This window comes from Nostoc sp., from assembly GCF_036917555.1.
GTDB lineage: Bacteria > Cyanobacteriota > Cyanobacteriia > Cyanobacteriales > Nostocaceae > Nostoc.
Genome location: NZ_JBALDD010000066.1, coordinates 31,496 through 51,837 on the forward strand (window position 1 = coordinate 31,496; position 20,342 = coordinate 51,837).

General features: G+C 42.3%; 19 protein-coding genes and 1 pseudogene. 12 read left to right on the forward strand and 8 right to left on the reverse strand.

Annotated features, from left to right (window positions below; translation table 11 throughout):
* Positions 1-149: 149 nt before the first annotated feature.
* The 3 genes from V7K60_RS26515 to V7K60_RS26525 all read right to left on the reverse strand — a co-directional run bounded on the left by V7K60_RS26515 (position 150) and on the right by V7K60_RS26525 (position 4,754).
* On the reverse strand, positions 150-1,325 hold the full coding sequence (locus V7K60_RS26515; protein ID WP_334929909.1) for a homospermidine biosynthesis protein: 1,176 nt from the start codon (positions 1,323-1,325) through the stop codon (positions 150-152).
* Positions 1,326-1,580: 255 nt separating this feature from the next.
* Positions 1,581-4,424, reverse strand: coding sequence for a CHAT domain-containing protein (locus V7K60_RS26520; protein WP_334929911.1), 2,844 nt, complete (start codon positions 4,422-4,424; stop codon positions 1,581-1,583).
* 192 nt (positions 4,425-4,616) lie between these two features.
* Entirely contained in the window at positions 4,617-4,754 is a 138-nt protein-coding gene (locus V7K60_RS26525; protein ID WP_334929913.1) for a hypothetical protein, read from the reverse strand.
* A 39-nt stretch (positions 4,755-4,793) separates the two neighbouring features.
* Here V7K60_RS26525 and V7K60_RS26530 point away from each other — a divergent pair.
* The 3 genes and pseudogenes from V7K60_RS26530 to V7K60_RS26540 all read left to right on the forward strand — a co-directional run.
* Positions 4,794-4,907, forward strand: a pseudogene (locus tag V7K60_RS26530) (hypothetical protein); the annotation flags it as partial.
* Positions 4,908-5,217: 310 nt separating this feature from the next.
* Positions 5,218-6,774: an NAD(P)H-hydrate dehydratase gene (locus V7K60_RS26535; RefSeq protein ID WP_334929915.1), complete on the forward strand. Its 1,557-nt coding sequence runs from the start codon at positions 5,218-5,220 to the stop codon at positions 6,772-6,774.
* Between the two features lie 36 nt (positions 6,775-6,810).
* Entirely contained in the window at positions 6,811-7,725 is a 915-nt protein-coding gene (locus tag V7K60_RS26540) for a hypothetical protein (protein ID WP_334929917.1), read from the forward strand.
* A gap of 81 nt (positions 7,726-7,806) precedes the next feature.
* On the opposite strand, the gene larC is transcribed toward V7K60_RS26540, so the two are convergent.
* On the reverse strand, positions 7,807-9,114 hold the full coding sequence (larC, locus tag V7K60_RS26545; RefSeq protein WP_334929919.1) for a nickel pincer cofactor biosynthesis protein LarC: 1,308 nt from the start codon (positions 9,112-9,114) through the stop codon (positions 7,807-7,809).
* Positions 9,115-9,261: 147 nt separating this feature from the next.
* Here larC and V7K60_RS26550 point away from each other — a divergent pair, with 147 nt between their 5' ends.
* The 4 genes from V7K60_RS26550 (at position 9,262) to V7K60_RS26560 (ending at position 12,661) form a co-directional block, all read left to right on the forward strand.
* Positions 9,262-9,921 (forward strand): L-threonylcarbamoyladenylate synthase, encoded by a 660-nt coding sequence (locus V7K60_RS26550; RefSeq protein ID WP_334841030.1) that lies wholly within the window; start codon positions 9,262-9,264, stop codon positions 9,919-9,921.
* A 405-nt stretch (positions 9,922-10,326) separates the two neighbouring features.
* On the forward strand, positions 10,327-11,547 hold the full coding sequence (locus tag V7K60_RS26555; RefSeq protein ID WP_334929921.1) for a HetZ-related protein: 1,221 nt from the start codon (positions 10,327-10,329) through the stop codon (positions 11,545-11,547).
* A gap of 247 nt (positions 11,548-11,794) precedes the next feature.
* On the forward strand, positions 11,795-11,986 hold the full coding sequence (locus V7K60_RS35425; protein ID WP_442944469.1) for a type II toxin-antitoxin system RelE/ParE family toxin: 192 nt from the start codon (positions 11,795-11,797) through the stop codon (positions 11,984-11,986).
* A 198-nt stretch (positions 11,987-12,184) separates the two neighbouring features.
* Complete coding sequence (locus V7K60_RS26560) at positions 12,185-12,661, forward strand: PD-(D/E)XK nuclease superfamily protein (protein WP_334929923.1); 477 nt, start codon at positions 12,185-12,187, stop codon at positions 12,659-12,661.
* Here the strand turns inward: V7K60_RS26560 and V7K60_RS26565 are convergent.
* Positions 12,633-13,490 (reverse strand): DNA adenine methylase, encoded by an 858-nt coding sequence (locus tag V7K60_RS26565; protein WP_334929925.1) that lies wholly within the window; start codon positions 13,488-13,490, stop codon positions 12,633-12,635. The two genes, V7K60_RS26560 and V7K60_RS26565, sit on opposite strands and share 29 nt — an antisense overlap.
* Before the next feature lie 165 nt (positions 13,491-13,655).
* On the opposite strand from V7K60_RS26565, the gene V7K60_RS26570 reads away from it, so the two are divergent.
* The 3 genes from V7K60_RS26570 to V7K60_RS26580 all read left to right on the forward strand — a co-directional run bounded on the left by V7K60_RS26570 (position 13,656) and on the right by V7K60_RS26580 (position 15,487).
* Positions 13,656-13,862, forward strand: a complete 207-nt coding sequence (locus V7K60_RS26570) for a DUF751 family protein (RefSeq protein ID WP_334929926.1) — start codon at positions 13,656-13,658, stop codon at positions 13,860-13,862.
* Positions 13,863-13,986: 124 nt separating this feature from the next.
* Positions 13,987-14,406, forward strand: coding sequence for a 30S ribosome-binding factor RbfA (gene rbfA / locus V7K60_RS26575; RefSeq protein WP_334929928.1), 420 nt, complete (start codon positions 13,987-13,989; stop codon positions 14,404-14,406).
* Positions 14,407-15,250: 844 nt separating this feature from the next.
* Entirely contained in the window at positions 15,251-15,487 is a 237-nt protein-coding gene (locus V7K60_RS26580; RefSeq protein ID WP_069073690.1) for a DUF4327 family protein, read from the forward strand.
* Between the two features lie 523 nt (positions 15,488-16,010).
* Here the strand turns inward: V7K60_RS26580 and V7K60_RS26585 are convergent.
* The gene (locus V7K60_RS26585) at positions 16,011-16,364 is read right to left on the reverse strand and encodes a hypothetical protein (protein ID WP_194046709.1); all 354 of its coding nucleotides are present in this window, start codon (positions 16,362-16,364) and stop codon (positions 16,011-16,013) included.
* Between the two features lie 178 nt (positions 16,365-16,542).
* On the reverse strand, positions 16,543-17,289 hold the full coding sequence (locus V7K60_RS26590) for a 3-oxoacyl-ACP reductase family protein (RefSeq protein WP_334929931.1): 747 nt from the start codon (positions 17,287-17,289) through the stop codon (positions 16,543-16,545).
* An 84-nt stretch (positions 17,290-17,373) separates the two neighbouring features.
* Between V7K60_RS26590 and V7K60_RS26595 the strand changes: the two genes are divergently transcribed.
* Complete coding sequence (locus V7K60_RS26595; RefSeq protein ID WP_334929933.1) at positions 17,374-17,988, forward strand: TetR/AcrR family transcriptional regulator; 615 nt, start codon at positions 17,374-17,376, stop codon at positions 17,986-17,988.
* 469 nt (positions 17,989-18,457) lie between these two features.
* Positions 18,458-19,363, forward strand: coding sequence for a cation diffusion facilitator family transporter (locus tag V7K60_RS26600; protein WP_334929935.1), 906 nt, complete (start codon positions 18,458-18,460; stop codon positions 19,361-19,363).
* A gap of 291 nt (positions 19,364-19,654) precedes the next feature.
* Here V7K60_RS26600 and V7K60_RS26605 read toward each other — a convergent pair whose 3' ends face one another.
* Positions 19,655-20,059, reverse strand: coding sequence for a response regulator (locus tag V7K60_RS26605; RefSeq protein ID WP_334929937.1), 405 nt, complete (start codon positions 20,057-20,059; stop codon positions 19,655-19,657).
* Between the last annotated feature and the right edge of the window lie 283 nt (positions 20,060-20,342).

The window sequence follows — 20,342 nt, forward strand, 5'->3', positions numbered from 1 at the left end:
ATTAGGGAGTGGTGCATATAGCGATCTGACCTCTCTCCTAAAAGGAGAGAGCTTTGAATCTTACTCCCCTTCCCTATAAGGGAAGGGGTTGGGGGTTAGGTATCTATTGGACTCAACACAGAAGCGCTATATTAAAATTCCCCACTCCCCTAGTGAGTATTCGGAATCAGCCGACCACAGGGATAAGTTGCTGTTTGCTGTGAAGCACTTTCAGCAACTGCTGCTGGAACCTGATCCGATGGTCGGGTTTTGGCTGCTAGATAGTCTTTTTGCAGTTTCTCGAAAATGGCTTCTCGCCTGTCATACAGACGCTTCAGGGGACGAGGCTGGCATTTATTTAACACATAGGCTGTCACCAGTGGTAGAGCGATCGTGCTATCGGTATAACAAACTATTGTGTTAGGTAACTCATCCGGGTCAATCTTACCCCAACTGACAGCTTCCGATGGGGTTGCTCCAGATAAACCGCCTGTATCTGGACGTGCATCGGTAAATTGCACAAAGTAATCGTGTCCTCGTTCTTCTAACCCCAAAACCTCGTGAAGTTGCGGTTGGGTTTGTAGCAAAAAGTTTTTAGGACTACCACCACCAAGAATTACAGCTGCACTTTTACCTCCTGATTCACGGGCATTATATGCGATCGCTGCTGTCTCATTCACGTCAATTGATGGATCTATCACCAACTGCGAACCTTCCAATGCTAAAGCCGCCACGTTCATCCCAATTGAGCTATCTCCTGGAGAAGACGTATAAATCGGTACGCCATATTCATAAGCTGTAGCTAGCAAACAGGAATGCTGCACACCCAATTGCTTTTCTACTTCTCGGACATATTTACCTAGTAAATAGTGAAATTCAGCCGTTCCCATCCGCTTTTGAAACGCTTCTGCTTGGAGAATCTTGCGGATGAACGCATCAGTTTCTAGCAGCACATCGTAACCAAAGATAATGTCATAAATGCGGATCGTGCCTTCTTGACGCAGTTTCACATCATCCAAAAACGGATTACCAGCAAAGAGTTCAAAACCCAAACCATAGTGCATATCGTGGTAAAGATTTGCACCAGTGCTAATCATCCAGTCAATAAAGCCGTTGCGAATTAAGGGTGCAAGCGCTGAAACCCCAAATCCTGCTGGCGTCATCGCACCGGAAAGGCTAACTCCCACTGTGACACCTTCCGTTAGTACATCACGACTCAGTAGCTGGCAGATTTCCCGCAACCGCGCTGAGTTGTAAGCGGTGAAGTATTGATCGATCAAATCCACTACACCGATATCATTTGATATCGGTGTAGGTGCAATTTTTTGACCCAGCTGTTTAGACATTTTGGCACTCCCGAACAGTAAACACGCCGAATCTAATGTTATCTAGCTTTCAGCCAAAGTGATAGCAATACTTTTTTACCACTAGCTTGAAAAACCAAGTGAGGAGTAGGAGAAGAAACCTTTTTCATCCCTTTTAAGATTTTCCGATGATTAGCTGTCTTGAAACTTTATAAGCATTTTACAGGCACATTAATTACATTGCTGCGAAATTGCACCATAGCTTCACTAGCATTGGGTTTGGTTTTGTGGCGGAGATTACAGCCAATTGCCTACTAAAACATAGGGTGCCCAGAAAAATGGAGCTTTTTCCTTAGCAAAAACAGCTAATTGGGCACGCTGGAGTGCCTCGGCTTTATTCACCCCAGCCTTTAACTGTCGATAGAACTCACTCATGACATCGCTGGTGGAGCGATCGTCTATTGACCACAATGTTGCGAGTGTACTGCGTACCCCTGCCCGCATAGCTATCCCAGCCAGTCCCAAAGCTGCTCGTTTGTCTCCCTCAGCAGTTTGACAAGCACTGAGGACGAGTAATTCAATGCCGTTAGACCTGTTTTTGTCGCTAACTCGCAGTAGATTATCAAATTCCTTGACCTTAACCAGTTTATTCCAGGTGAGAATAAAGGTTTTTTCCGCATCAGAACTAAATTGACCGTGAGTTGCTAGGTGAACCACAGAGAAGGAAACTGTTTGCAACTTATTTTGCAGGTTCGTTTCGGTAAACTGTTGATTTAACAGTTCTTCACTCTTGGATATCTCAGATTTGATTTCTTTTAATTCCCGTGGTACATTTTGCAATTCAGAAAATTCTCTGCCTTCGACTGGGCGTTTTTCGCTGACTCCGGCAGTTAAAGCATTTAGCTGTATCTGTCGCAAAGGTTTGGGATCGAGGAGTTGCAAACCTGGTGTCAAGGCGATCGCATATTTCTCTACCAGATATTTCTCCTGCTGTTTGTCGTAAAGAACCCCCATCGGGATATTTCGCAACTCACCATCCAGTACAAACACTAAGGTTTTTATCCCACTCTTGACTAACTCTGTTTGTGCAGGGCGAATTAACCAGTCATATATTTGTTGGGACTGCTGCTGAACCCGAACAGTCGCAGTGACATTTAGTAAGTTTTTCCTCAGTTCTGCTATTATGTTTTCCACATTATCTTGACGTATTGCAGTCTTGTAGTGGCGCAAGTCTTGATTAGGCAACTTGAGGATCACATCTAAGCGGTCTGGTAAAATAATCGGATAGATCACTGCTGCTTGTTGGTCTTTCTTGTCAACCACTGGATCGAGTTCCTGCGTAGGATTTAAACAGGCTGACCGAAAGAAGTTATCCAGTTCTGCCAATTGCAGAGATTCAATTACATTACGAGCAAGCTTTAGATCGTCTTGATTGATACTCTCTTGGAGCGATAGTGGAATGCTGCTGCCTGAAATTTGTTCCGCTTCTTTACCAGAGGCTGCACTTCGACTACGCTCAGTAACCACGCCAACGCGAACGGTAGAATGCAACAGCAATTCAACTAACTCTCGATACACTGGTTCGACATTTTCCCGGAAGGAAAACTGAACGTCTGGATTCATCGTTACTAAATCACCACGCAGAGATCGCAGGGTATTGTATGCTACATTGTATGAAGCGATCGCACTTTTAATATCTCCCTTTTTTTTCAGTATACGTCCGAGTTGCCATTGCCACTGATAAGCAATGTCCGATGCATTTATACTTTGCGCTATGAACAAAGATTTCTCGGTGAGGTCTTGAGCCTCAGAAAACTGCCCAGTTTTTTCATACAACTCGCCAAGAGTACCCATAGCATAAGATTCTGCTCGTCGGTCTTGCAAATTCTCTGCCTGTTTTATCGCCTTTGACAACTGTTGGGCAATATCCAGCCATGAAGGAGTATCTGAGGTGGTCTTCTGTTTTAATTCTGCAAGAGTTTGGGCAAATTTAATCCGAGTATCTACTGAGGCTCGGCTGGGTGGCAACTTGCTAATTTCCAACTGGATTTGGGATGACAACGCCAATCCATCTTGCAAATTATTTTTATCTTCCTTTTCCTCCAAAAGTAAGCTAAGTAAATTTAGGTGAGCTTGGATGCGTGTGATGGAAGAAACAGATACAGCAGCAGCCTGCTGGTAGTATTGTAAAGCTACTTCAGTATCTTGCTGGGCGCGGGCTGTGTTGCCTAAACTGAGTTGAGCCTCAGCGATCGCTTTTGGAGATTGTACTCGCTTTGCCACTGCTAAACTTTTCCCCAACACCAACCGGGATACGTTTAAATCACCGACAACTCGGCGAACGTTGCCAAGACTACGCAGTGCTGTGGCTACTATCAGTGAGTCTGGAAGGCTTGTAAGGGTTTGCTGTACCTCGTTTAAAATCTTGTTAGCCTGAAGGTAAAGTCCTAAAGCTTGCAAAGCTTGTGCAGAGTTAATCCGGTTACGAGTTAATGTCGCCCTGTCGCCTATTTGCTGATAAATATCAGCAGCTTTTTGCCAGGTAGTTAAAGCCGCTTCTGCTTGTCCTTGTGCCAGTTGTAACTGCCCTTGCACATCTAAGGCTTGTGCGATAATTTGCAAACGCTCACCAGAAGTGCCCGTATTTTCTCCTGACTGTAATAATTTTAAACTTTGGGCGATCGCTTCTTCAGCCTCAGCCCACAAGCCAAGTTGCTGATAAGCTAAACAGAGATTACTCAGTGTTATTGCTTCTCTTAATCCATCCCTAGAAGCTCTAAACACAGCAGCAGCCTGTTGTAAAACTTTCACCGCTTCAGTAAACTGTCCCGTGTCGTATAATATTTTTCCCTGTTCCACCACACTTTCTGTTTCCGATGGGCCGCTTTTAAGAGAGAGTAGGGAGTAGAGAGTGGAGGATGGAGGAGTTTGAGGCCACTGATGTAGTCGGAAATGGGAAATAGAGGATTCAGTATTCACCAGTTCCCTGTTTTGCCTAGTTCCTTGTTCTCCCCACTCCCCTTGCTCAAGCGAATTTTGCATGACAGAGTAGACAGTAATATGTTTTGCCAAAACAGGGGATAAGGCTGTGCATAAAAATGCAGTGAACAGCGCTAGGAGAAAATGATTTAGCCATTTCATACACAATTCTTACAGCAGTTTTCATTTAGGTGTTGATCCAACTCATGCCCGCAAACTCACAGGGCATCAAAGCGAGAAAGCATTTCGTGGGTATACACTTTGTAGTGAGCATAACAAGTTGCGTCCTTTGCAGGTGAAGAAAATTAATTAAGGGACTTTCAAATAAAAAAATATCCAATTATTTATTGTGAGCTAGACCGAAAAAGCGGGTTTTCCGACCCACTCCAATACGGTTCGCTTAAGGTTTTTTGATAAAAATTCCAGATCGCTAAAGATGCGATAAATTGCTGTCAAGATGAAAGACTGATTATTGTCTTGACGGCGATTCATCGCGTCTCTTGCCTTAACCGAACAGTATTGGATGCCTTAATGGACATCAGCGAAAAAGCGATTATTTCTTACCTAGTCACGGATTACTACTGTGCAGTTGTCCTCGTCCCCGACGCACTCGGCATCCTTGAATATGTGGAAATTGGTTTATGAACAGGGTGTAGGGGGTAGGGTGTGGGGTGTAGGGACTCCGCCCAAAAGGCGCAAAGTTTCAAGCAAGGACACGCCCGTTTTTCGTACTATACAACTAAGAACACATTCTTGTTTCTTTTTTCTCGCCTTTTGGGAGAGGCTTTAAACCTTGGATCTTCTCTTCGAGACGCTGTTCGCGTTCGGGGCGGGGTTTTCCTCTACACCCTACACCCGCCCCGAAGGGGCTTCGGTAACTTTTTTGGGTGGAATATAAGTCAATTTTGCTAAACTTTCAATTAGCCTGAAACTCATAACTCACCACTCAGGACTAATGCAAAATAGGCAAGAACAAATTTCGCAAGTGGTAGTGACTGCTGGGCAGATGCGCGATATTGAAAAGCGGATCTTTGCAGCGGGAATGCCTGTAGTTGCTTTGATGGAAAAGGTGGCGGGATTAATTGCTCGTCGCATTCCAGAGATTCTTTCAAACACCCCTTTGTTAAGGGGATCTCGTGTGGGAATTCTTGTCGGTCCCGGTCATAATGGCGGCGATGCTTTAGTCGTAGCCCGTGAATTACACTTTCGCGGGTATGAGGTTTGGATTTATTCTCCTTTTTCTAAACTTAAGGAATTAACCTCGCAGCACTTGCAGTATGCCGAGAGTTTGGGCATTCCAATTTATCAAACAATTGAGCAACTGCCAGATTCTGATTTGTTGATTGATGGCTTGTTTGGGTTTGGTTTAGAAAGAAACCTGACTGATCCCATCGCCTCTGCAATTAATCAGCTAAATGAATTATCTGTACCGATTTATAGTATCGATTTACCTTCAGGTTTACACACCGACACAGGCGAAGTATTGGGAACTGCCATTCGCGCCACTCACACATTTTGCTTAGGTTTATGGAAACTAGCTTTCTTCCAAGATCGAGCGTTGCAGTATCTTGGTAAAGCTGAATTAATCGATTTTGATATTCCTTTAGCTGATGTAGAAGCTGTTCTCAAAGATGCACCTAAAATTAAACTTATTACACGAGCAAAGGCACTTGCTACTTTACCTTTACCTCGTCCAGCAGTTACTCACAAATATAAGGAAGGACATTTACTACTGATTTGCGGTTCGCGGCGCTATGCAGGTGGAGCAATTTTAACTGGTTTGGGTGCTAGGGCTAGTGGTGTCGGCATGCTTTCGATTGCCGTACCCGAATCCCTAAAATCTCTTTTGGTGTCACACTTGCCAGAAGCGCTAATTGTCGGTTGTCCAGAGACGGAAAGTGGAGCGATCGCCCACCTAAAACTACCAGAAAACACCGATCTGAGTTCTTTTAATGCGATCGCTTGTGGCCCCGGTTTAACACGAGATGCTACGCCCATTGTGCAACAAGTCATAGAAAGCGATCGCCCTCTGCTTCTCGATGCCGATGGTTTAAATATCTTGGCACAAATGGGAGCGATCGCCACACTTAAAAAACGTCAAGCAGTAACCGTACTCACACCCCACACTGGCGAATTTGAGCGATTGTTTCCTGATGTCCCCGATGCCAAATATGACAGGGTGCAAGCAGTAAGGGAAGCAGCCGCGCAAAGTGAGGCGATAGTGTTGTTGAAAGGGGCGAGAACTGCGATCGCAAACCCTCAAGGTGCTGTTTGGATTGTTCCTGACAGCACACCCGCCTTGGCGCGTGGCGGTAGCGGCGACGTGTTAACTGGGCTACTGGGTGGACTGTTAGCGCAAGCAGCAACTAAACAGATTCCCGTAGAAGATATTGTGGCAACTGCTGCTTGGTGGCATTCGCAAGCGGGTATTTTAGCAGCCCAGGAGCGTACCGAATTGGGTGTAGATGCGTTTACATTGACACAATATTTGATGAAGGCTCTAAGGAATTAAACAGTTTTTAAGTTTTGTTTTCAAAATATTTAGCACATGATTAACAGTTATACTTTTTTCTCGCAGCCTTATACCTCAGATATAGCACAAGGTATTTATATTTTAGATCAATATATTCGACAAGATATTTGCGAAGGTTGTATTCAAAGCGAGGTAGATTATGTTTCTACACTTATGGCTTATATAAGATTATTTTTTCGTAGTAAACAGCTTGCTAAACAAATTTATGGTTTTAAAATACAAATATCAAAGGATGATTCTTATAGCTCTCAAGTTATAAATAAAGGTTTAGAAAGAAAGTTTGGCTGTGATGCACTGATAATTTTTCGTGCAGGAGATAAAGTTAAAGTTTGTATGTTTAAGGCTAAATATCCCAAACTTAAAATGAAGGATAATTGGGATACATATCAAAAAAATGATATGCATTCTCATTATACAAATTATGAGATATCTCATTTCCATCATCAATTAAGAAGACAACAAAAATGGGCAAGAGTAGCTTTTATATGGGAATTATTTATTAATGATCATCCTCCTGGTAGTCCATTAAAATTTTTTGATACTTATGGTTCAACCTGTATATGGCACAAGGATGCTTACGAATACAGCGAGAGTCATATAAATAGAAGAGAGAAGTATGATCACAAAACTAGAAAACCTGAACTTTGGGACAATTTATATTTAAAAGATTGCTTAGAACATTTACCATATAATCCTTTAAATTTAGAAGAAATTTTAAATACAGTATTGTTTAAAAATGAAGGAAAAGAAATTAAAATCAAAGAGGGCTTTATTAGTTTAGAACCTGAAGATGGACAGCAAATTGATATACCTGTAACTATAGATTTAATAAGAGATTCTCAATATAAAATCTTTGAAGAAACTGGTGTGCGAGATTTTTTATTTATTGAATTTAAAAATATTATATTTAGTAATACCAATTCTATGTGAATCTGCGCTTTATTTGCGTAGCGGCAATTCATGAGTTGCCGCTACAGTCTGTAGTTTTGCATCAGTTCTATAGGCGCATCTTCAAACAGATATGGTATTAGTATCTTGATTTACCAAATACCAATGCTGTAGCGCCAACCGCTGAATTTCGCGCCAGGGAATATTATGCTTTCGGGCTAAGTCTGCACAATCTTCATATTCGGGCTGCACGTTTGCAATAACTTTTTCTGGCGATTGTCCCTTCCATGCTATTTTTACACGCACTTTGCCATATTCCGTTTCCACTTGTTGAATTTCCCGTTGTAAAATGGCGCGTTGCTGAGTTGTTCGCCGAATGCCTAAAGTTGTAGTTTCGCGGAAGATGACGGCTTCACAACTGAGTAAATTTTCTGGATGACAAATCACTGTTAGCAAAATTCCCGGACGGGACTTTTTCATACCGATCACTTGGGTAAAAACATCCAGCGCACCAGCCGCAAACAACGCCTCAAACGCATAGCCGATCGCTTGTGGACTTAAATCATCAATTTGGGTTTCTAATACCGAGATGGTTTCCAAATTTGAGCTAGTACCTTCAGAATCACTGAAATTTGACTGTAAACTTGCATTTTCACCCAACCAGAGGCGTAAAATATTGGGAATGGGTAAATTTATGGTTCCTGCTCCCAGCCCTATCTGCTTGATAGCGATCGCAGGTGGTGAACCAAAATCTCTTGCCAAAGTAGTGGCGATCGCAGCTCCTGTTGGTGTTACTAATTCTCTGTCAATACCATTGCTATAAACCGGACAACCCCGCATTTCCCACAGCTTTAATACCGCTGGGACTGGTACTGCCATCTGACCATGTGCAGCCCGAACAGTGCCGCCACCAGTTGGAAACGCCGAGCAGTAAAGTAGGGGCAATCCTTCCTGATTGCTCTCAATCCCCAACCAATCCAACCCCAGGCAAGTACCCACAATATCTACGATCGCATCTATAGCACCGACCTCATGAAAATGAACTTTTTCAGGTGAAATGCCATGCACCGCCCCTTCTGCAACCGCTAGCTGTCGGAATACCGCCAAACTCCAAGCTTCTGCCCGTGATGGCAACTGAGCTTTGAAAATCATCTGCTCTATTTCTGGCAAGTAGCGAGTGTGATGGTGATTGTGTTCGGGATCGTGGTGATGGTGGTGATGGCGATCGTGTACTAAATCTACATGGACTTTAGTTGCCTGCTGACCATTCTGTTGAACAAGTTCTGCCCTTAACTGATATTCCTGTTCAATACCCAACCCATTCAGTTTTGCAATTAAATACTCCACAGGAACACCCAAACTTACCAAAGCACCCAGGCACATATCACCAGAAATTCCTGTCGGACATTGAAGATAAGCGATTTTATTCATAAAAAATTAGTCATTAGTCACTTGTACTGAGCGTTCGCATAGCGTCTCGTTGGCGCAGCCTCTCGTAGAGAAGAGAAGCCGAAGTATTTGTCATTTGTTAAGAGTTAGTAACTCTCTCCCCAGTCTCCAGTCCCCAATCCCCGTCCTATGGCAAAAATTTTCCCAGTTCATCCGGATAATCCTCAAATTCGCCGAATAGAGGAAATAAAGTCGGCGCTCTCTAGTGGCGCAGTCATGCTTTACCCTACTGATACAGTTTATGCGATCGGTTGTGATTTGAATGCTAAGTCGGCGGTAGAACGAGTGCGGCAAATTAAACAGCTAGCAAACGATAAACCATTGACATTTTTATGTCCCTCGCTTTCAAATGTGGCAACTTATGCCTTCGTAAGTGACACAGCCTATCGAATTATGAAACGCCTGATTCCAGGGCCATACACGTTTTTGCTCCCAGCTACTAAGTTAGTACCACGATTGGTGCAAAGCCCCAAGCGTAAAACGACTGGAATTAGAGTACCAAACCATACTGTGTGTTTGGAGCTGCTGGCAGCATTGGGCAATCCGATTATTTCCACCTCAGCACATCTGCCACCAGATGAAGCAGATAATGGCATAGTTCGGATAGATCCTGAAACGATTCAGTCGCGGGTAGAGCTATTTGATCGTTTGGACAAGTTGGTAGACATAATTGTAGACACTGGCGAAGAACCTACTTATGAAGTATCTACCATCTTGGATATGACTGGAGACGAAGCAGCAATTATACGGAGGGGTTTAGGTTGGGAAACAGCAGCAGCATGGGTATAAGAATTCCACTTCATAGGCGCACCTCTTTGTTTCGGAAATTGTGATAAAAATAACTCCAGTTTTAAAATTGTCATATTTAAAAGCGATGTCTAGAATGGGCTGTTCGGTGAGGCAGTGGATATAAGAGGATGGTGGCAAAACTTGGCACAGTAAGGTATTTGACAACTTTGAGAAAATGGCGGGTACTCGTGTGCCAGCGTTAAGATGGTGGCTTGTGGAAAAAACCGACACATTGCCAGAACTGTAACTCTTTCGTATTTCCTATAGTTTTGATATATGAGCTTTAGATGTGAGCATTATATACGGCAAGTCTTGATGGATGAATGCCCAAAGATTCTCCAGTCAAGGACGGTCTTGATTGCTGTGTCTGCGTTGTAATTACGGTGCAATACTACTGGAAAAGTCATGAAAGCTAACGTCGTCAATCTACCAAACTCTACACCCATTTTTGAGAAACACATTTCGACTGAAGAATTTTCAGATAGCAGCAGCGATCGCTTGATTCAATTGCTGTCTGAGGAAATGCAAGCGCAAGTGAAAGCAACACCCAAGTGCGTAGAAGCTTTAGCAAAGCGCATAGCCGTAGAAGTAGAACGCATTTGCGATAAAAGCTCCCGCATTCAAACATCTGGGGAAATCAAGTCCTGGCAGATGACGTTGGGAAGGCATCGGATGCAAAAGTGCTTACGTTACTACCAACTAGGTTCCAAACAAGGGCGGGTGGAATTACATAGCAATTTGGGTGCTATGGTTTACCGTCATGTAACTATGTCCGGCTCTGAGTTGGGCTTTGATGCTCGTTACAGCCTGATTGAAGATTTTTTACAAGCATTTTATATCGAAGCGATCAAAGCTTTCCGCAGAGAAAACGAACTACCAGAGAATCACACGCCGCGTACTCAGCTGCAATTAGCTGAATACATGGCTTTTACAGAACAGTATGCCAAACGCCGGATCAATTTACCTGGTGGTGCAAATCAGCAATTGATTATCTTGCGCGCCCAAGGTTTTGCTCGTCGTCAGCCCCAAGAAACTACCGTGGATATTGAAATGGCGGTAGAGTCTGCTAAGGGTGAAGAAGCAGAATCTTACCAGCGTAACTCGGCGGTGCAACAGCTGCGATCACAAATGATTGCCCAAACCAATTTCGATCCATCTGAAGAATCAGAACGCGATCGCGTCATCACTGAATTGATGAAATATCTGGAGTCTCAAGGTCAATCTGATTGTATGAACTACCTCAGCTTGAAACTTCAAGACCTCTCAGCCCCAGAAATCGACCAAATTCTCGGTTTAACTAGCCGTCAGCGCGATTATCTCCAACAACGCTTTAAATACCACGTAGAAAAGTTTGCCAAACAACACCATTGGCAATTAGTACATCAATGGTTAGGTGCGGGTTTAGAGCAAAAGCTGGGTTTATCTTCCCAGCAGTGGGAAATCTTTGTGAATCAACTCACAGAACAACAACAGCAAATATTACAATTAAAAACTGCACGGGAAAATGACGTTGCGATCGCCAAAGCCATCAAATGCACCCCCAAACAGCTGCAAAAGCGCTGGACTCAACTTTTAGAACTAGCATGGACTATCCGCAACGGTCATACTGAAGCCCAGACAGGTTGAAGCCAAGATGAAATCACTAAAATTTATCCAAGCTAAATTCCAGTTATTAGAGAGGTTGTTGAAGACGTAAAAGCCAGAATCTCTCAACGATATGGCTAGAAACCTAACTAGCCTTATAGCCGCAGAACTAGACATTATTGAGGCTTATTACTGGCACAAGGGGCGCGAATTTTGTTTAGGCGCTGAGTTCCTACGCTGTACTGATGCCTGCCTAAATTTAATTTAGCATCACCCCAACACATACCAGATTGTTCATGAAACCTATCGCCGCGCTACAATTAGGCGTTTTCCCTACGTCATTTTTTACGAGTTTAATGAACAGGAGATTATTATCTACGCTGTTTTCCACTGTTCCCAAGACCCAGAAAAATGGCGTAGCCACTTGCAACAGTTGGTCTTTGAGACTAAAAATAAATTCATTATTTTAACTATTATCTGAATTAGTAACTCGTTCCTAATCTAAATTATTAATACATTTGTATTTGTTTAGTACAAAAATACCAATAAAATCAGATTTTTTACCTATTAATCCAACCACGTTTAGCCAAAATCAAAAATTCATATTAAGCAACTGAACCTTTTTTACTGCTTCTGTGAAATCCTATAATAAGCAGGACTTTTGGCAGAGGGATTGAAGATGGCTCTGACTCAAGGCGGACGGGCAAATAAGTCTGGGAATATTTTAGAAGCAAATGTAGAAGCAATCTTGCATGGGCATAATTATTTTCAAGTAGGGAACTATGTCCAAAAAGAGTTTATACTAAATGCTACTTTATTACCAAAACGTTATGGAAAAGAAGTTTATATTGGAACTGGAATTTATCATACCTATCTGAAAGTTGATTTTTATGTTGTCGGCTCATCTGTAATGCCATCTGGTTTAATTTTCGAGTGCAAATGGCAAGAAAGCCCCGGTTCCGTTGATGAAAAGTTTCCTTACTTGAACATGAACATTCAGCACTATTACCCTGCACCAACTATCGTAATTTTAGGCGGTGAAGGTATGCGAGAAGGCGCAAGCAAATGGCTGAAAGCAAGAGTTAATGATAACCAGAATTTATTAGCAGTTTATAGCTTAGATAGATTCATTGCTTGGGCAAATAAAAATCTTTAAAAGATGTAATTAATAGTTCGTCAATCATGCCTCTATTTTTTATATTTGAGTTAATTGAACGCGCTGCTTTAATTTTATAGGTTTCAAAATTGATATCAGTATAAATTTTTCTAATAAATTCACTATCAGAATTGCATACCATAACTTTGACACCACGACTTGCTAACTCTGCACAAGTATTTCTTAAAAGTTCTTGGTCTTTTTTAGTAAAACAATTTTGACTATAAGCAGTGAAATAGCTAGTGTCACTGATAGGATGGTAGGGCGGATCAAAAAATACAAAGTCATCACTGCTAGTCGCATGATTTAAGACTTCTGTAAAATCTGCTTGTTTAATTTCTGCATGGGAAAGTGCTTCGGAGGCTGTTTTGAGTAAAACCTCAGCACAAATATTGGGATTGTCATATCTGCCTAATGGCACATTGAATTTACCCTGTGAGTTGACTCGATAAAGACCATTAAAACAAGTCTTATTAAGATAAATTAGACGAGCAGCTTTTTCTATATCAGTACCACTAGAGTTGTTTCTGACGCTATAGTAATAATCTTTACCATGTCGTTTTTTATGCTCTTTCAATAGAGAAATTAAGTCCTCAACCTTATCTCTAACACAACAATAAGTGTCAATTAATTCGGCATTAATATCAGTTAAGATGGCTGCATTTGGTTGGAGATAGAAAAAAACAGCACCACCACCTAAAAATGGCTCATAGTAATTTTGATAACTCTTGGGAAAATAAGGAATATATTGCTGTATCAATCGACTTTTACCCCCTGCCCACTTCAAAAATGGACGCGGGCTAGTTTCCTTCGAGACTTGAATTACCATTTACTTACAATTTAACTGAAAATAATTATGACTAAATAAAGCCAATATAACCGACGAACCAAATTTTAGATTAACTGGCTAATTTTCCAGCCGCATATATTACAATTGAGTAGATAAAGCATATCAAAACAAACGTAAGTATATAACAAGGCAGTTTAGATTCAGATGTTTGACGGATTTTGGGATAACGTCTTTCGCTACCCCCGGTACTTAATTAGTATCGTCTTAGGCTTGTTTCTCAACACCTTTGCGCCATTAGTGCCATTGTTGAAACGCCCTATCACCTCGATCGCGATCTTGGGTTTACTTGTGAGCAGCCTAGTCTTCCTGACTTTCACCCTACGGGCAATGCTGGGCTTGAGTGCAATCTAGACTAGCGTTATATCGGGGGTATACCCCACAGACGGTTGCTCTTGGCGTTGCTCTCGCTAACTACTGTCTACCCAATTTGCATCTATATTTTGTCGTACAACCTCTGTGATGAGGCGAAATTTTTATGGCTACAAATCGTCGGGTTTCCCGCGTTGCTGAACTGATCAAACGGGAAGTTAGCCAAATGCTGCTTAACGGAATTAAAGATGACCGTGTAGGTACTGGAATGGTCAGTGTGACTGATGTTGATGTTTCCGGCGATCTCCAACACGCCAAAATCTACGTCAGCATTTATGGTACAGATGAAGCTAAGGTAGAAACAATGGCAGGCTTAAAGTCGGCCACAGGTTACGTCCGCAGCGAACTTGGGGCGCGGGTACGGCTACGTCGTACACCAGAAGTAATATTTCTCGAAGATCGCTCCATAGAACGCGGTAATAAAGTATTGGCACTACTAAACCAACTAAACCACGATCGCCCGCCAGAAAATCTGCTAGCAGTAGAAGATAGTACCGATCAAAATGATCAGGAATTCTCCGAATAAGTAACTAAAACAACAATGTAACTTCAGAACAATTAATCTCAGCAAATCCGCCAAACAGTTTACAGACGTGACTAGATCGCGTCTGTTTTAATGTAAACATAACCTAATTCCGCAAGACACTTCTCTTCTTGTGGGCAAAACAAGGTTTAAACATTTTTCCTTGCTAAAACTCTATTCCTTTATCGGTAGAATATTCACTAATTCTGAATTCTGAATTCTGACTCCTGTTTATGTGTGTCCTGATTCCGAATTAGTATTACTCCACCCTTTTACAGATGTTTTTCAACAGAAAACTGGATGATGTTAGTGCTGAAATTAACTAAATAAATTACGGTTTTACTTAAGAAAAGGTTAACAAATGCTATGGTTAAAGCCTTCGTAGTATATTTTAGCCGTTATGTTTTGCAACAGTTTATACCCAAGTAACTGACAAATATTATTGTGTTGTTTACCTTAGATGAATACCAGCAGTTATAGATCCAGCTTTTAAGGTGATTATTTGATATGTAAGCGATCATGATATAAACTCTTCCCACCCACCAAATCTTGCCTAAACACTGTAATGGCAAGACTTTCAGACTTGTGGCATCAAAGTCATACAGCTACATAAGCAGGTTAAGTTAACTACTTAGAATTTTTTTTGTAAAGCGGATTTGCTGTAAATGTCAGGATTCTTTGACTTTCTTAACATTTCTTGAGATAATTTCAGGAGATGTAGCGTCAAAATAAAAATAGTTCCGTATAGCAAACTACAAAACTGTAGCCACAAGTCTAATTTCTGTAATGTTTGTTCCTAATTTTTAACAGGAACACTATCGTAAGTGTTAATTTGTGAGTAAAAAACATGAGTGTGAATACGGTGCCTTCTATCAATTACTACTCTCTAGATGTGATTCAAGACGAAGCACGCCGACTGGTGCAAAAGGGAATGATTAGCCGACAACAGCCAATATATACCCTCTGCCAATACATTCCAGCGAGAGAGTGGGTTTGCGTTGAATGTGAATTAGAGAAATGTGACTTTTTGTTACGTGATCGCATTGGCGACCTAATTGGTCGTGAACAGTGGGACAACGACTAAGCAATGTTTGATTTCGGGTTTAGGATTGGAAGTTTGTTTTTGATGTGTGGATGTCACCATCAACGATTCAACGTTCAATCAGGGGGATAATCTCTAGTTTTTGATGAGCATTGCCTTATACACAATCTTGCATTTTTGATTAATACAGAAGCATTGGAGTCTGAATTTATACAACTTTTCAAGTTAAAGAAGGCATCAAAACCATTTGTTCTGTACATCTGGTGTCACGGCTTGAGTTTAGTATGTAGATTCAGTGAAGTTCCTACATTGATCTGATAGAAGTGCAGGAACTTCACATTTGACTCGCAATTTATTGCATCGCTTCTCTCAAGTAAGTAATAACCTGCTTGCTGTTCAAAGCCAAAATCCGTCTAGAAAAGTTTGCTAAGTCGGGCTAACCGTCACCAGTTGCGACCACAAAGGGAACCTCCGCCAGCAACTGGCTCAACCTCCACAAAATCCAAAATTTGTATAGTTTTTTTCTGAAAAAATCTCGAAAAGCATAGAAAAATCGGATGAACTATTATCCTACTTGCTCTAAATACTGATTAATGTCTTCAATAATGCGAGTAAGTTCAGCTTCAGTAGTCAAGCGGATGTTGACATTGCGGACAGTCAGCAAAACTTTGGCTGCGAAGGGCGTTGGCCAGATATTAGGATTACAAAAAACTTCTAAAAATACTTCACCCGTATAACGATATTCCAGGGGAGGCTGGGGAGTGACTCTACCACCGCCAGGAGTGGGTTTAGCAGCGATCGCTTTCAAGCGTTCCATCAGTTGATCCGTCGCTGTCTTTAATTCTCGTGCTGCTTGGGGTGAAAAACTGAAGGAGACAGAACCTTCAATTAGGTTCAATGTTAGAGGAATTGAAGACATATCTTTTTTATTAAAACTTCTTGATAAGTACTAATATTACCGGAAGAAGAGACTAAGCCGCCGAGATCGACGGCGGTGAAGCCCAATTTTTCAAGGATGCCCCCAACCTTGGCGCTGGCATCGTCGTCAGACAGATTTGCATAATCGGACTTTTCTTGGTTTTGCTGTGGCCGCCGAATCAGGCTGCGAAGCCGCCATCAATCTTCAGGTTCGCACCAGTGACAAAACCCGCTTCCGCACTGGCGAGATAGGAAACCATGCCAGCGACTTCTTCGCTTTGCCCGTAACGCTTGAGAGCGGTCATGCTTTTCATGCTGTCGGCAAAGGTACCGTCCGCCGGGTTCATGTCCGTGTCTACCGGGCCGGGTTGGATATTGTTAACCGTGATGCCACGAGGGCCGAGATCACGGGCAAGGCCGCGTGTAAAACTGGCGATCGCACCCTTGGTCAAAGCGTAAACGGAGCCGCCAGCAAAAGGCATGATGTCACTGTTAACGCTGCCGATCATGATGATCCGTCCGCCCTCACCCATGTGACGGACAGCCTCCTGAGTTGCCACAAACACGCCCTTGACGTTAACCGCGATCAGATGATCAAAATCATCCATTGAGAACTCGTCTATTGGGATCAACTCGGCGACCCCCGCGTTGTTTATGAGGATGTCGAGATGACCAAAGACTTTTACCGTCTCGGCTACGGCGTTTTTCACCGCTTCGACATCGGCACTGTCAGCGCGAAGAGCCAAGGCTCGTCCACCTGCCGCTTCGATGGCAAGCACCACCTCGTCAGCTTTTTGTGGTGAGCTAGTGTAGGTGAGGGCGACAGTTGCACCATCGTCCGCGAGACGTTTGGCGATCGCCGCCCCTAGACCGCGTGAGCCACCTGTTACCAATGCCACCTTACCTGTAAGTTTTTTGTTACTCATAATATTCTTTTGTCGTTACAGTTTTGTATCGTATGGTATAGATATAAAGCATGGGGGTAAGCCTGTCAAGAAACTATTATACTGATGAGTATGAAACAGGAAAAAACCACTGCGGCGATGGGTCGACCCCGCGAGTTCGATACCGATGACGCGCTCAATCGTGCAATGTATGTGTTCTGGCGCAAGGGCTATCTAGGCACATCCCTCTCGGATTTGACCGAGGCTATGGGCATTAATCGTCCTAGTCTTTACGCTGCCTTTGGGAACAAAGAATCTCTATTCCGCAAAGTGCTGGATCGCTATGCCAACGGGCCATCAGCCTATCTTCGTGAAGCTCTCAAAGAGCCGACTGCACGCCAGGTCGCCGAGCGGATGATGCACGGGGTTGTTGACTTGGGAACCGATCCGCATAATCCACCGGGATGTCTCTGGGTTCATGGCACGCTTTCATGCGGAGATCCAGCCGATCCGATCCGACAGGAATTGTCCGCACGCCGAAAATCAAGTGAAGCCTCTTTGCATAAGCGTTTCGAGCAGGCGATTTCGGAGGGTGACTTACCAGCTAATTGCGATGCAGCCGCTCTCGCGCGCTTTATCGTGACAGTCAATTGTGGAATATCAGTCCTGGCGGCAACCGGAGCCACCCGAACAGAACTACTGCAGGTTGTGGAGACAGCATTGCAAGCTTGGCCGCAGTAGGATAGCACCTATTTGGTGTCGCATGGACATCTGAAATAGTATCAGATTTCGCTCCTCAAATTTTGACAATTTTCTGAATAAACCATGAGCTTCCTTATCTTTATTAGGCAGTAAATAACACTCATTAAGCCGATCGGTTATCTAGAGTAAATACAGACCACTGATAGTCGTCATAATATCTTTGAATACAATTCGATATGACCTCAGTTGATGTATTAATAACAAAGCTAATTAAAATATTACTGAAATTAATGCTAAATATATGCGGTTATTTAGAAAGCCATTACTAATGCCTATCCAACTTGTAGCTGTTGTTAGTTAAAAAGAATCTCAACAAATTGATCTAAAATATAGAGGCTATAGAGATACTTAACTCTTACTGTGTAAGACTTTGATACACTTTATTTATGTTTATTTAGATTTTGAGGTCTACATTAGAAGTCATAGAACTTGATGTGATAAATTATCTATGACTTACGATAACCGCGCTGAAGTAAGAAAGGTTTTAATTATTACCCTATTGCTCAACCTGTTTGTAATGGGATTGAAAGCACTTGTGGGCTACTGGACAGGTTCTTTGAGTTTGCGAGCTGATGCCTTGCATAGTGTGACAGATAGCGCCAACAACGTTTTAGGATTAATTGCGAGTAAATTTTCTTCTCCACAACCCGATCGCGAGCATCCCTATGGACACAGCAAGTTTGAAGCTGTGGGCGCTCTAGGAATAGCCTCATTTTTAGGAATAGCCTGTTTTGAAATTCTGCAAGGAGCAATCGAACGAATTCTCAAAGGTGGTGGTGAACCGATAAAAATATCGCCACCTGAGTTGTGGTTATTACTAATTGTGCTGGGTGTGAATATTTTTGTGGCGTTTTATGAACGTAGTGTAGGTAAGCGGGTAGGTAGCTCAATTCTTATAGCTGACGCGACACATACCATAAGCGATATTTGGGTAACAATCTCTGTAATTGGTGGCTTGATAGGAGTTTGGCTAGGTTATCAATGGATGGATTTGGTGTTAGCTTTTCCTGTCGCCTTGTTGGTATTTTGGAGTGGCTGGTCAGTTTTAAAAGAGAATTTGCCTTGGCTTGTGGATCAAATGGCGATCGCACCAGAAGCAATATACGCGATCGCCACTTCTGTTCCAGGTGTAATTAACTGTCATGCGATCGCTTCTCGCGGCGTTATTGGTCGTCAAGTGTTCATTGAAATGCATTTAATAGTAGATGCATCAGACGTAGAAACAGCCCACCACATCACCGAAGAAGTAGAAAGCCGATTAGAAGAACGATTTCGTCCAGTGAGGATTCTAATTCACGTCGAGCCACCAGCGTATAAATCTGAGCAAATTAGCTTTGAAACTGGAGCAAAGTAGTATCAGCAATTCTAAATCAGGCCCTGTTTAAGTGTAAAACAGCGCCTTTTGGAGAATGAAATAGTAGTTCTGTTCTTAAAAATACTTGCTCTAATTCACTCATTAAAAAGGAGGATTAGGGGGGATCAAGCCTGAACCCAAGCATATTGTATTATTACCGACATTTTTTTCACAAACCAATATCTTACCAAAAGTAATGTTCTATAACCTTGATTTCTTCGTTGAAAAAATACGATAAGAAGAGATAAGAAAAATAACAAATAACGACCGACAAATAACTGCATCTTTGTGTTAATTCTTATAAAAAGCAACCAAATCTGCGACGATCGCAACTAGTTCTCCAGGATCAACAGGTTTAGCCACATGAGTCTGAAAACCCGCTTCCAGAGCGCAGCTACGATACTCGCTATCACCATAGGCAGTTAAGGCGATCGCGGGAAGTTTTCCATAAATATCAGGCTTTAGTGCCCGGATCTTGCGGATAAGGGTGTAGCCATCTTCATCAGGCATAGCAATATCACAAATCAAGACATCTGGTTGCAACTCAGGTAATACTTTCAATGCTACCGCTGCCGATTCAACTGCCATAATGGTGGCTCCATCAGCTTCCAACACAGTAGTAATGTAAAAGCAGCTATCATCATCATCATCAACTACAAGGATGTTTAAGCCAGCAAGGGGGAGAGGAGGTTCCATATCATCTCCATTAACGTTAATCAAATGAAAGTTATTTCTAATGAGCTGCTTGTTTTTTTCTCAGTGACCACACCATTGGTAATTTTACTGCGATCGCGTCTATTTTCCTAGACAATAACTCAATTCGTCCAGCCACCATTCAATTTATGGTTAATTGTTCGCTGGCATTTATAATTATTGACTGGATAAAATTATGTTGGTGTTTAAATTCCTTTACATTTAAAAAATTCATTTTAATGAATAGTTGAAGTTTAAGAATAATTTTGCTAATTACTGACTGCTT